The following is a 12979-nucleotide window of genomic DNA, read 5'->3' as shown; positions in this document are numbered from 1 at the left end:
TTTGCATGCCAACCCTCGGCATCATAAGCGGCGAGCTTAGGATACCACTGTGTCATGGACAAAGCGACACCTTCTGCATTATTTCTTCCTGACCTACGTACTTGCTTTGGGACTTGTCCCTCAAACTCCATTTTCAAAACGGTTTTTTTGCCAGACTTTATTGGTTTTGCCAATGCTACCTCTAGAATTGTTCCTTCCACATGATATTTTAAAAGAGTTCCTTTTTGGGCTAACGATTTTATTTTGATAAACCCTACTTCGTTTGGCTTTAGCAATGAGATTTCGCTTTTGTTCACAGGAGCTTCTTTTGTTCCTACATTGACCAGCATTCTAGGGCTTGGATCCGGAATATGCTGAACCCTTAAATCCATCGCACTCCCCGGTTGAAAAGCATTGTTGTATAAATGATAATAGACTTTGGTCAATGTTTCGGGGGAATTGTTTTTGTAAGTTATTTCCTGAACACCTTTGTATCGATAGGTTTTCACCTCCACATCAATATCCATTTTGTAATCTGCTTTTTGTTGCCAATATTGGGCATTTGCCGTCAAGGAGAAAATCCCAAATAAAAGAATAAGTTTTTTCATGATTTTAAGGTCAGATTTTACAAAATAAATTGAAAGTGGAGTTTATTTTTTCTTTGCTACCATCTCCGCAGCCATTTTAACCGCATTGTATGCGTTTACAATTCTTCCACTTTTTGACAATGCCGCAAAAGGAATCAAGGCTCCTTCCCCTTTTGGCAACAACACCTCTAGTTCCACTAAAGTTCCTGAATTCATAATAATATGCTTCACTTGACTTGCCGACAACTCAGGAAAATACGAGCGAATCAAAGCCGCTACTCCTGCAGTAGCAGGAGACGCCATAGAGGTTCCACTCAAACTTTTGTAACTGTCGTTGGGTACGGTGTTGTAAATATCATGACCTGGCGCAAACACATCGACATTGTTTTGTCCATAGTTCGTAAATGTTGCCGGTAAATTTTCATTGTAAAAACGAGTAGTTGCCCCAACGGTTAAAAAATTGTCTGACACTTCTTTATTGCCCTTTTTCACATCGTTAGGAAAACTTGGCTTGACATCAATATTTGCCCCATCATTCCCCGCTGCGTTTACAATTAACACATCTTTTTTGGCTGCATATCGAATCGCATCGTATACCCATTCAGCGTTTGGTGAATATCCTTTTCCAAAACTAGTATTGATTACTTTAGCGCCATGATCTACGGCATACCTAATTCCTAAAGCTACATCTTTATCATACTCATCTCCGTTTGGTACTACACGAACAGCCATCAACAAGGCATTATCAACCACACCACTTACACCGAGGTTATTGTTTCTTTCTGCCAACACAATTCCAGACACATGAGTTCCGTGAATTTCATCGTCTCCTTGATTTTTTACGTTGGGGTCTCCATAAAATTTTGTTTTCATAAGATAGCCATCGTCCTTTAACTTTGCTCTCCCGTTAAACGCTAGATTATAATAATAATTTACCTGAGAAGTATAATACGCAATTGCGGGTTCTAATTGATCTATCTGTGCTTCAATAGTGCTACCTGAAGCTAAAATTTTTGTCGCCATTTCCTTTTGAGAGTTGATCCTATCAAACGTTGAACTAGTAGCGGTCAAATCTTCTAAAGTATAGTTTTCTTTACCTGTTAAATTTTGCATCGATATATGTGTCGCTTGGAGCATTTCCTCATATTGCATATATTGATCCTGTCCTTTTTTTACACGCTCAAGATTTTTGTTATAATCCTCTTCCAAAGCCTTAAAAGCGTTAAACTTTTCTATCTCCTTTTTTTTCTTAAAATCTAAAGCGGTTTTCCCCTCGTACAAAGGTTTTTGTTTTCTATACAATCTTGTGAGTTCTAAATTTTCATCATAGGTAGCTCCCAAAAAATTCCAACCATGTACATCATCTACAAAACCATTTTTATCATCATCAACACCGTTGCCCGGGATTTCTTTTGGATTGGTCCAAACCTTAGAAGCCAAGTCCTGATGAGTGATGTCACTCCCAGAATCTGTAACTGCAACAACAACAGGTACACTTTTTTTATCCTTTAAGAAGGTATACGCTGCTGCCAAACTAATTCCAGGGATAGAATCGGTCGCTAAATCTGCGTGAGACCAAGTGCGCAATTCTTCCGTTGAAAATGTTTTTTTACATGGAATCGTTACTGAGGTATCTTTAGCTTTTGGAACTGCAATTCTTTTGATAGAATGACAACTGACTAGTAAAAATGCTCCAGTGGCGGATAATATTATTTTCGAAAATTTCATAACTTAAAATATCTGATTAAATGTATAGGTTTCTTTGAGTCTTACTCCTTTTTCTGTTTGCTGAACGGTACACAATTCGTGATGAGCATCGTGTTGTAAAAACAAAATGTACTCTTGCGCTGCCGCCTCTTTTAAAAACAATTCTTTTTCTGACAATGTCAACAAAGGTCTGGTGTCATATCCCATTACATAGGGCAATGGAATGTGACCAATTGTCGGCAACAAATCTGCCATAAAAACAATCGTTTTTCCTTTGTAATTGATCATAGGAATCATTTGTTTATCGGTATGTCCATCTGCGAAAAATATGCCAAACCCTAAAGCAGATGTTTGTAATTTAGAAGTACCATTGAGCCCGACAAATTTTAACTGCCCACTTTCTTGAATGGGCTGAATGTTTTCTGTAAGAAAAGAAGCTCGCTCTCTAGCATTTGGCGCTACTGCCCATTGCCAATGATCTGCGTTTGACCAAAAAGTAGCATTCTTAAATGCAGGTTCTAAAAAAGTTTTGTCCTTATTCCATTGTATGGCTCCCCCAACATGATCAAAGTGCAAATGAGTCAAAAAGACATCTGTGATGTCGTTTCTATGAAAACCGTGTTTTGCCAGCGATGCGTCTAAAGTGAAATCCCCCCAAGGAGAAAGATGTCTAAAAAAAAGATCGTCTTGTTTGTTGCCTAAACCAGTATCAATTAAAATCAATCGATCTGCCTCTTCAATCAACAAGCAGCGCATGCCAATATCAATTTTGTTGGCAGCATCTGCAGGATTGGTTCTTTGCCATATGGCTTTAGGAACAACGCCAAACATTGCGCCTCCGTCCAATTTGAAATTCCCAGATGCTATGGGGTATAAGGTCATGCGTCTCTTTTTATTTTAAAGATATAAAAGATTTTAGCAATGTCCAGTGGTTTTGAACTAAAATTATTTTGAATCTTTTGGCTATTCTGAAAAAAACAATCTGTAGTACAAATGATTCTAAAATTAAAAAACCACCACTAAAAAGTGATGGTCTTACTTTGGAGGCGTCGAGCGGATTCGAACCGCTGTACACGGTTTTGCAGACCGCTGCCTAGCCACTCGGCCACAACGCCAAATGCGAATGCAAATTTATATAAAAATGTGTGTTACACAACACATCCTTAGCATATTTTTACAATTGTTTTCTTTTTTTAGTCATAACGATGGTGACCGCTTCGACATCGCCACCTATTGGTGGATTGAGTTTGGACAAGGCTACCTTTGCTTTTTTAATCATCGGAATCTCCGCCATCATTCTCACCAAAATTCTTTCTACAACATGTTCTAACAATTCTGAACGCTTCAATACTTCTTCTTCAACGACTTTGTTAATATGAACATAATCAACGGTATCTACCAATTTGTCTGAGGCTGCTGATACCGATAAATCAACTTTTACCTCAACATCCACTCGATAATGAGAGCCTATTTTAGCCTCTTCTTGCAAACATCCATGATTGCTATAAATTCTAATATTTTCTACTCTAATGGTTCCCATAAAACATATTTCAAGTCACAAAAATAACAAACCTCAAAGAAGTAAACATTATGTTTGTCATAATTCGTAATTTTGTAAATTATTATTGGCTTGCAACACAATTAAAAATCATGGCTGAAGAAAAGAAATCACTGACCTTCATTGAACAAATTATTGAAGAAGACATCAAAAACGGATTGGATCCTAAAGCGTTAAGGTTTCGTTTTCCGCCTGAACCCAATGGGTATTTACATATTGGACACGCTGCATCTATTTGTTTGAACTTTGGATTGGGGCAAAAATACAGCGCACCTGTAAACTTGCGTTTTGACGATACAAACCCAGCCAAGGAAGAACAGGAATATGTAGACGCTATCAAACGCGACGTGAAATGGTTAGGATTTGAATGGGACAAAGAATTATACTCTTCTGACTACTTTCTACAATTGTACAACTGGACTATTGACCTCATCAAAGCAGGTAAAGCTTATGTCGATTTACAGTCCTCTGAAGAAATTGCAAGCCAAAAAGGAACCCCTACAACACCCGGTATTGCAGGCCCTTACAGAAACACGGCGGTTGAAGAAAACTTAGCCTTGTTTGAAAAAATGAAGAACGGTGAGTTCAATGAGGGAGAAGCTATTTTGCGCGCCAAAATTGACATGGAACACAACAACATGCACATGCGTGACCCTATTATGTATCGTGTCCTAAAAAAACACCACCACAGAACAGGAAACGACTGGGTTATTTACCCCATGTACGATTGGACACACGGTGAATCTGACTACTTAGAATCTATTACTCATTCTTTGTGTACTTTAGAATTCAAAAGCCATCGTGATTTGTATGAATGGTACTTGGCTCAGGTTGCAAATCCAAATCAAATACAACCCAAACAGCGAGAATTTGCACGCAGAAACATCAGCTACACCGTGATGAGTAAGCGTAAATTATTACAACTGGTACAAGAAAATCATGTAGCGGGTTGGGATGACCCTAGAATGCCTACTATTTCTGGATTAAGAAGAAGAGGATATACTCCTAATTCAATCAAAAGATTTAGTGAAATTGCTGGGATTTCAAAAAGAGAAAACGTTACAGACGTCGCTTTGTTAGAATTCTGTATCAAAGATGAACTGAACAAATCTGCTCCTCGTGTGATGGCAGTTTTGGACCCTATCAAACTTGTGGTTGACAATTATCCTGAGGATCAAGAAGAAATGTTGATTGCTGAAAACAACCCAGAAGACGCTAATGCAGGAGAACGAAAAATCCCTTTTTCAAAAGAACTATATATTGAACGAGAAGATTTTAGAGAACAAGCCAATAAAAAATTCTTTAGACTAAAGATCGGTGGTGAGGTTCGCCTAAAAAACGCCTATATCATCACTGCAAATTCTGTAGAAAAAGACAACGAAGGTAACATCACCGTCATCCATTGTACTGCAGACTTAGATTCTAGATCTGGTTCAGGAACTGAAGCCAGTCAACGTAGAGTAAAAGGAACGATTCACTGGGTAAGCAGCAAACACGCTTTAGAAGCACAGGTAAATTTATATGATCGTTTGTTTAAAGACGAGGCTCCTGATAGCCATAAAGACATTGATTTTAAAGAATTTATCAATCCAAATTCTTTAAACGTGATTACCGCTTTCGTAGAACCAAGCCTGTCGATGTCTAAGCCTGGAGAAAGATTTCAATTTCAACGCAAAGGATATTTTTGTGCAGATCTAGAAAGTGACCCTAAAAAACTCATTTTTAACAGAACTGTTGGACTTACGGACTCCTGGGCAAAAGAAGAAAAGAAAACTACTGCTCCTGCTCATGACCCAACATATGACACCTTAACTTCACTCGCTGGAAAGTATCTAAAAGCCCGCTCAAACGAAGAAAGAAATGACTTGTTGACCCAAATCAAACCCATAACCGATAAAATAAACAAAGAGACTTTGATTTCTAAATTAAATGAAGCAGTTGCCAACAAAGAGGTGCTAGCAGGTTTACTAACTTTGAAATTTATCGGCGTGAATACTGATAAGGAAAAGGAATTCATTAGTAAATCTTTGACGATGAAAAATGGGGCTATCAAACTAGAAACGCTCAATATTATTCTTGAAAACAAGGCTTTGTCATCTGAAAACAAAACCTTTTTGGAAAAGATGTTGGAAACTGAAAAAAGTCCTTTTATTAGAGAAATAATCGAAAAAACCATTCTTTAAAAACCAACGTTGTCAGCAACCTTATTTCTTAACTTCTTTCGAAAACCAGTTGTGTGATGTTTGTTACTGACCGCAATATATTGATTTAGTAATTTTGAACCCCTAACCCAAAAAACAACAAAATGGTACAAACCATAACCAAACAAGATTTTTTAGATAAAGTATTTAATTTTGAAGCTTCTCAAGAATGGGATTTCACTGGGGATGTTCCTGCCATTATAGATTTTTATGCTGATTGGTGCGGCCCTTGTAAAGCATTGGCCCCTTTGCTAGAAGACTTACAAAAAGAATACAACGGTAAAATAAACATTTATAAGGTAGACACTGAAGCTGAACAAGAATTGGCAGGTGCTTTTGGAATACGTTCCATTCCTTCTTTGTTGTTTTGCCCGAAAGGTGAAAAACCACAGATGGCTCAAGGAGCTTTGCCCAAGCAACAATTTGAAGAATTGATCAAAACCATCTTGAAAGTAGAAAAATAAACCCTTAATTACTTTCCATAAAAAAAGCACCCAAAAGGGTGCTTTTTTTATTTTTATAAATTGCCACTTATAGCAACACTACGTTTTTGACATCGCCCTCGACCTCAACCTTAATTAGATTATTTTTACTAAGAGCCTTCATGGTTTTATCCCATTTTTTATTAGATAAGCCTGACTGTGTTTTCAAATCCCCTAAAGCCATTTTTTCTGCTTTGGCAATCATCTCATAAACTGATTTTTCTTCTTCATTCAAGTCTAAAGAAGGCGCCTTTTTTTCTGGTCTCATCTGTGGAAAAAACAAGACTTCTTGTATGGACCGATTGTTTGTTAGGTACATGATCAGACGATCCATCCCAATTCCTAATCCTGATGTTGGTGGCATTCCATATTCTAAGGCACGTAAGAAATCTTCGTCTATAAAGTTTGATGCTTCATCATCTCCTCTTTCTGCCAATTTCAACTGCGCTTCAAAACGCTCTCTTTGGTCAATAGGATCATTTAATTCAGAATATGCGTTTGCAACTTCTTTTCCACAAATCATCAACTCAAAGCGCTCAGTCAATTCAGGATTGTCTCTGTGTTCTTTACATAAAGGAGACATTTCTTTTGGGTAGTCTGTAATGAAAGTTGGCTGAATGTAGTTTCCTTCGCACTTTTCTCCAAACATCTCGTCAATTAACTTTCCTTTACCCATAGTGTTGTCCACTTCAATACCCATTTCAATCGCAGCAGCTCTTAACTCATCTTCATTTTTATCGGTAATATCAAAACCTGTGAAATGCTTGATTGCGTCTGCCATAGTCACTCTTGCAAAAGGAGCCTTGAAGCTTACTTGGTGTGATCCAAAAACAACATCTGTTGTTCCATTAACCGCCATAGCACAATGCTCTAACAAGTTTTCGGTAAAGGTCATCATCCAATTGTAATCTTTATAGGCTACATAAATTTCCATAGCCGTAAACTCTGGATTGTGTGTTCTGTCCATCCCTTCGTTGCGGAAGTTTTTTGAAAACTCATATACCCCGTCAAAACCTCCAACAATCAAACGTTTCAAATACAATTCATTGGCAATACGCATATACAAAGGTATATCCAAAGAATTATGATGTGTGATAAATGGCCTCGCAGATGCACCTCCTGCTATGGGTTGCAAAACTGGCGTTTCTACTTCGAAATACCCTGCATCATTAAAGAAATTTCGCATTGCGTTAAACAACTTTGTACGCTTAACAAACACTTCTTTTACTTCTGGATTGACAACCAAATCTGCATAACGCTGACGATAACGTAATTCTGGATCGTTAAACTCATCATATGTATTTCCTTCTGCATCCGTTTTTGGCAAAGGCAAAGGCTTTAATGCTTTACTCAACAATTTAAATTCACGAACCATGACAGAGATTTCTCCTACCTGTGTTTTGAACAACTCTCCTTCTACCCCTATAAAATCTCCCAGGTCCAATAGTTTTTTAAACACATCATTGTACATGGTTTTGTCTTCTCCTGTACAAATTTCATCGCGATTAAAATAAACTTGAATTCTTCCTTCTGCATCTTGAACTTCTGCAAAGGAGGCTTTACCCTGAATTTTCTTTCGCATTAAGCGTCCAGCAATCACTACTTTTTTTCCTTCCTGATACTCTTCTTTTATCTCTTTAGAATAGGAGTCTACAGGAAATAAATCTGCGGGATAAGGGTTGATCCCTAAAGCTCTTAATTTATCTAGTTTTTCTCTTCTAACAATTTCTTGCTCTGATAACTGCATGCTAGTCCTTTTTAATTGTATAATGCGTTAATGCTTAGCCAGCAAAGATAATAATTAGCCTACAACAATTGACAATTAAGATTGTACAATTCACAAATAACCCACAGAAAGAAAAATCGAGCCATTCTCTTCAATGTTTCCTTTACCAGAACCCTGTTGATGAGAATTTAGAAATCGAATAACCATCAAAATGCATAAAAAACACTTTTAGTGATTTAATCTCAATGAAAAAAAGTACATTTGTCGTGTTGTTAAGGAACTATGAGAATAGTTCTAGGGTTTAAATACCAATGGAAAGCTTCCCTTTAATGGGTTGCTTTTTTTATTTGTACTAAAGCCAACTGAAGAAATCTGCCCTGTGTGACCAAAAGCACTTGGTAAAAAAGACCAAAAACACCAGACCTACGACTAGCTTTATTCCCGTAGAGAAGAAAAAACCGATAATAGCCCCCAAACTAGCTTTGGCTGCTTTTATTAAATCTGCTCGGTCGTGAATCAATTCCCCAATAAAAGCACCCAAGAACAATCCTAAAAACATCCCAACTGGAGTAAAAATCAGACCAACAATCAAACCAATAGTTGAGCCATATATTCCATAATTACTCCCTCCAAATTTTTTAGAAGTCCATCCCGGAATTAGATAATCTATCATAAAAACCAACATCGCGACAACAAAAGTAGCCGCTAAAAAGAACCAATCGGTCACCACAACATCAGTCATATGAAGCAACAACAAACCCACCCAACCCGTTGGTGGTCCGGGAATAACAGGTAGAAAAGAGCCTATAATTCCGGCGATAACCAATAAAAAACCTAAAACCAGTAATACAACATCCATATAAGTCTTTCTTTTATAGCAATATACAGCAATCTTCTCAAAAAAATGTATTTTTGAAACTTAGTTCGTAACTACATGAATAAATTGATTGCTTTTTTTTTAACCTTGATTCTTTTCTCTTGTGAGAAGATTGATACTGTGACTTCTGAATTATTTGGTTTAAAAAACAAAAAGGATAGTGTTATAGATTTTACACAAATTGACCGTTTTCCTCAATTTGACAACTGCAATGAAATGTTAGATTTTGAAAAAGGCAAAAACTGTTTTGAACAAACAATCCACCATAAAATTAGCAAAGGAATTCAAGTCTTAAAATTAAGCACAAAGGAAAACATTACTGATACGATACAAATACAATTTACCATTGATAAACATGGACGCTTCTCCTGTAATAGCATTGAAACCAAAGCGGTTTTGAAAACATCACTTCCAAAATTGTCCCTGGAAATTCAAAAAATGATTCAATCGTTACCAACCCTTCAACCTGCTCAAAAAAGAGGAATTCCTGTAAGTTCAACGTACACCATTCCCTTATTAATCAAGACCGAATAAACAATTTAAAACTTTAGCTTTTTAAACAAATCCCAAATCACAATTCCTGTGGTTACTGATATGTTTAACGAATGTTTGGTTCCATATTGCGGGATTTCAAGGCAGCAATCAGAATGATTGACGACTTCTTGCTGTACTCCTTTTACTTCGTTCCCCATAACAATGGCATATTTCTGATTGGGCAATACTGTGAATTCCTGAAGTCTTATGCTGTGCTCAGCTTGTTCAACTGAGCAGACTTTGATGTTTTCTTGCTTTAATTTTTCAACCAAATCAAGAGTATCTTCTACATACTCCCAATCTACAGACTCTGTTGCTCCCAGTGCTGTTTTGTGTATCTCTTTATTGGGAGGGGTGGCTGTAATCCCGCACAAATATATTTTTTCAATCACAAAGGCGTCACCAGTTCTAAATACAGATCCAATATTATTTAAACTTCTGATATTATCTAAAACTACAATCAAAGGGGTCTTTTCCGTCGCTTTGAAACCTGCCACATCTAACCTTTTTAATTCTTTGTTTTTTAGTTTACGCATCGTGTTAAATATTAAGAAGTCATAAAATTAGCGTATTTCTGACAAAACTGATAAAATTATCGAAAGAACCTTGATAACTTTTTCACTAATCTTTCATCACTTTCCTTAAAAGATTTATTTTAGCTTTATATCTCAAAAGACGAATTCTTGTGGCGAAAAGCAAAGTAAAAAAAGAAACCCCGTTAATGAAACAATATAATGGCATCAAGGCAAAGTATCCTGACGCTATGCTCTTGTTTAGGGTAGGAGATTTTTACGAAACTTTTGGCGCGGATGCTGTCAAAGCAGCTAATATTTTAAACATTACTCTTACCAAAAGAGGTGCTGGTAGTGATTCTGAAACGGCTTTGGCTGGATTTCCACATCATTCTTTAAATACTTATTTACCAAAACTGGTGAAGTCTGGACTGAGAGTGGCCATTTGTGATCAGTTAGAAGATCCAAAAATGACCAAATCGATAGTTAAACGTGGAGTAACAGAACTGATCACTCCGGGAGTCGCCCTTAACGATGAAGTACTACAATCTAAAAACAACAACTTTTTAGCCGCGGTACATTTTGGAAAAAAATGCTTAGGGATTTCTTTTTTAGATATTTCTACCGGAGAATTCTTAACTGCAGAGGGTGATATAGAATACATAGACAAATTGCTACAAAACTTTTCTCCTAGCGAAGTTTTAGTGGAAAAGAAAAACAAAACCCTGTTTAACGAAACTTTTGGTGAAAAATTTTATACTTTTTATTTAGAGGACTGGGTTTTTCAGATTTCCTTTGCCACAGATAGTCTGTTGAGTCAATTTAAGGTGAACTCCTTGAAAGGTTATGGTGTAGAAAAATTAACTGAAGGAATCATATCTTCGGGAGCCATTTTACATTATTTGTCGGAAACGCAGCACAATCAACTAACGCACATCTCAGGCATCCAACGTATCTATGAAAACGAATATGTTTGGATGGATAGGTTTACCGTTAGAAACCTAGAATTAAATCACTCTACAAATGAGAATGCAATTACGCTATTAAATGTTATTGACCAAACAAATTCCCCTATGGGAAGCCGTTTGTTGAAGCGATGGCTCGCATTACCTCTCAAAGAGGTCAATCAAATCAACAAAAGACACGAAGTGGTTCATTACTTTATGAATCATGATCGTTTTTATCAAACAACCGAGTATCAGATCAAGCAAATTAGCGATATGGAGCGTTTGATTTCTAAGGTAGCAACAGGAAAAATAAATCCTCGAGAAATCGTATACCTAAAGCAATCTTTAGACGCCATTATCCCAATCAAAAAAGCAGCTGAAAACAGCAAAAATATTACCCTAAAAGCCATTGGAGAACAACTTCAAGACTGTGCTTTATTGAGAGAAAAAATTGATACTGTCTTGGTAAATGATGCACCAGTCAGCATCAACAAAGGAAATGCAATTGCAACAGGGGTTTCTTCAGAACTAGATGACCTAAGAAGCATCTCTAACACCGGGAAAGATTATTTAGAAAACTTAGTCAAGAGAGAAACTGAAAGAACCGGAATTTCTTCTTTAAAGATTGCTTTCAACAACGTCTTCGGCTATTACATAGAAGTTAGAAACACACATAAAGACAAAGTCCCCGAAGAGTGGATTCGCAAACAGACATTGGTCAGCGCAGAGCGCTACATCACTGAGGAATTAAAAGCTTACGAGACCAAAATTTTGGGTGCCGAAGAAAAGATATCAATTCTAGAACAGCAAATATTCAATCAACTGATTCAGTTTTTAATCGATTACATCCAGCCTGTTCAACTTAATGCCTCTTTAATTGCACAACTCGATTGCTTATGTGGTTTTGCTACGTTGGCAATGCAAAATAGTTATGTCAGACCCACTATTGATGAAAGCACAGATATTGAGATAAAAAATGGGAGACATCCTGTGATCGAAAAACAACTAGCTTTTGGGGAGGAATATATCGCTAATGATGTTGTTTTAAACAGAAACCAACAGCAAATCATTATGATTACTGGACCTAATATGTCTGGTAAATCTGCTATTTTAAGGCAAACGGCATTGATCGTTTTGTTGGCTCAAATTGGTAGTTATATCCCCGCCCAACAAGCAAGAATAGGGGTCGTTGATAAAATTTTTACTCGTGTTGGTGCGAATGATAATATTTCTATGGGAGAATCAACTTTCATGGTAGAAATGAACGAAACAGCAAGCATTCTAAACAACGTGTCTGAGCGCAGCTTGATTTTGTTAGATGAAATTGGTCGTGGAACCAGTACCTATGATGGAATCTCTATTGCCTGGGCAATTGCCGAATACTTACACAAGCACCCTAGCCAAGCCAAAACATTATTCGCAACGCATTATCATGAGCTAAATGACATGTGTAACACTTTTTCAAGAATTAAAAATTTTAACGTCTCCGTCAAAGAACTTAAAGATAAAGTAATCTTCTTGAGAAAACTAAAAGCAGGGGGTAGTGAACATAGTTTTGGAATTCATGTAGCAAAATTAGCAGGAATGCCTCAAGCGGTAATTCATAGCGCTAACAAAATGCTTGGTCAACTTGAAAATAGTCACGGATTAGAAAACAACAAAACCAAACTTGAGAACGCCTCTAAAGAAGATGATTTTCAATTGAGTTTCTTCCGATTAGACGATCCTTTACTAGAAGATATTAAGGAAGAAATTTTGTCAACAGATGTTAACAATTTAACCCCTGTTGAAGCGTTGTTTAAATTAAACGAGATCAAAAGAATGCTAACTGGTAAATAAATTCCCCGCTATACCCTACGATATATTTTA

10 protein-coding genes, 1 tRNA gene and 1 pseudogene are annotated in these 12979 nt (G+C 36.9%); 4 read left to right on the top strand and 8 right to left on the bottom strand.

The window, feature by feature from the left end; genetic code table 11:
• The 5 genes and pseudogenes from ABF281_RS05350 to folB form a co-directional block, all read right to left on the bottom strand.
• A pseudogene (locus tag ABF281_RS05350) lies at positions 1-587 on the bottom strand (M1 family peptidase); the annotation flags it as partial.
• Positions 588-629: 42 nt separating this feature from the next.
• Complete coding sequence (locus ABF281_RS05345) at positions 630-2294, bottom strand: S8 family peptidase (protein ID WP_347180653.1); 1665 nt, start codon at positions 2292-2294, stop codon at positions 630-632.
• 3 nt (positions 2295-2297) lie between these two features.
• Positions 2298-3155 (bottom strand): MBL fold metallo-hydrolase, encoded by an 858-nt coding sequence (locus ABF281_RS05340; protein ID WP_347180652.1) that lies wholly within the window; start codon positions 3153-3155, stop codon positions 2298-2300.
• 159 nt (positions 3156-3314) lie between these two features.
• Positions 3315-3388 (bottom strand) — tRNA-Cys (locus ABF281_RS05335).
• A gap of 59 nt (positions 3389-3447) precedes the next feature.
• Positions 3448-3813 carry a dihydroneopterin aldolase gene (gene folB / locus ABF281_RS05330; protein ID WP_347180651.1) on the bottom strand — a complete coding sequence of 122 codons (366 nt, stop codon included), beginning with the start codon at positions 3811-3813 and terminating at the stop codon, positions 3448-3450.
• A 110-nt stretch (positions 3814-3923) separates the two neighbouring features.
• Between folB and ABF281_RS05325 the strand changes: the two genes are divergently transcribed.
• Positions 3924-6014, top strand: coding sequence for a glutamine--tRNA ligase/YqeY domain fusion protein (locus ABF281_RS05325; RefSeq protein WP_347180650.1), 2091 nt, complete (start codon positions 3924-3926; stop codon positions 6012-6014).
• A gap of 122 nt (positions 6015-6136) precedes the next feature.
• Positions 6137-6496, top strand: a complete 360-nt coding sequence (gene trxA, locus ABF281_RS05320) for a thioredoxin (RefSeq protein ID WP_347180649.1) — start codon at positions 6137-6139, stop codon at positions 6494-6496.
• 67 nt (positions 6497-6563) lie between these two features.
• Here trxA and lysS read toward each other — a convergent pair whose 3' ends face one another.
• On the bottom strand, positions 6564-8261 hold the full coding sequence (gene lysS / locus ABF281_RS05315) for a lysine--tRNA ligase (RefSeq protein ID WP_347180648.1): 1698 nt from the start codon (positions 8259-8261) through the stop codon (positions 6564-6566).
• 331 nt (positions 8262-8592) lie between these two features.
• Positions 8593-9099, bottom strand: a complete 507-nt coding sequence (locus ABF281_RS05310) for a DUF456 domain-containing protein (RefSeq protein WP_347180647.1) — start codon at positions 9097-9099, stop codon at positions 8593-8595.
• A 75-nt stretch (positions 9100-9174) separates the two neighbouring features.
• Between ABF281_RS05310 and ABF281_RS05305 the strand changes: the two genes are divergently transcribed.
• Entirely contained in the window at positions 9175-9651 is a 477-nt protein-coding gene (locus ABF281_RS05305; protein ID WP_347180646.1) for a hypothetical protein, read from the top strand.
• Between the two features lie 5 nt (positions 9652-9656).
• Here ABF281_RS05305 and ABF281_RS05300 read toward each other — a convergent pair whose 3' ends face one another.
• Positions 9657-10187 (bottom strand): RNA methyltransferase, encoded by a 531-nt coding sequence (locus ABF281_RS05300; RefSeq protein WP_347180645.1) that lies wholly within the window; start codon positions 10185-10187, stop codon positions 9657-9659.
• A 185-nt stretch (positions 10188-10372) separates the two neighbouring features.
• Here ABF281_RS05300 and mutS point away from each other — a divergent pair, with 185 nt between their 5' ends.
• On the top strand, positions 10373-12949 hold the full coding sequence (gene mutS, locus ABF281_RS05295; protein WP_347180644.1) for a DNA mismatch repair protein MutS: 2577 nt from the start codon (positions 10373-10375) through the stop codon (positions 12947-12949).
• The last annotated feature ends 30 nt before the right edge of the window (positions 12950-12979 follow it).

This window comes from Wenyingzhuangia sp. (genome assembly GCF_039768515.1).
Classification (GTDB): domain Bacteria; phylum Bacteroidota; class Bacteroidia; order Flavobacteriales; family Flavobacteriaceae; genus Wenyingzhuangia.
The sequence above is the reverse complement of the archived record's forward strand: the minus strand, read 5'-3'. Positions and strand labels throughout refer to the sequence as shown.

Coding starts and splice junctions, on each gene's coding strand:
- ABF281_RS05300 (WP_347180645.1), bottom strand. CDS start 10,187: ATGCGTAAACTAAAAAACAAAGAATTAAAAAGGTTAGATGTGGCAGGT.
- trxA (WP_347180649.1), top strand. CDS start 6,137: ATGGTACAAACCATAACCAAACAAGATTTTTTAGATAAAGTATTTAAT.
- ABF281_RS05305 (WP_347180646.1), top strand. CDS start 9,175: ATGAATAAATTGATTGCTTTTTTTTTAACCTTGATTCTTTTCTCTTGT.
- folB (WP_347180651.1), bottom strand. CDS start 3,813: ATGGGAACCATTAGAGTAGAAAATATTAGAATTTATAGCAATCATGGA.
- mutS (WP_347180644.1), top strand. CDS start 10,373: ATGAAACAATATAATGGCATCAAGGCAAAGTATCCTGACGCTATGCTC.
- lysS (WP_347180648.1), bottom strand. CDS start 8,261: ATGCAGTTATCAGAGCAAGAAATTGTTAGAAGAGAAAAACTAGATAAA.
- ABF281_RS05310 (WP_347180647.1), bottom strand. CDS start 9,099: ATGGATGTTGTATTACTGGTTTTAGGTTTTTTATTGGTTATCGCCGGA.
- ABF281_RS05325 (WP_347180650.1), top strand. CDS start 3,924: ATGGCTGAAGAAAAGAAATCACTGACCTTCATTGAACAAATTATTGAA.
- ABF281_RS05345 (WP_347180653.1), bottom strand. CDS start 2,294: ATGAAATTTTCGAAAATAATATTATCCGCCACTGGAGCATTTTTACTA.
- ABF281_RS05340 (WP_347180652.1), bottom strand. CDS start 3,155: ATGACCTTATACCCCATAGCATCTGGGAATTTCAAATTGGACGGAGGC.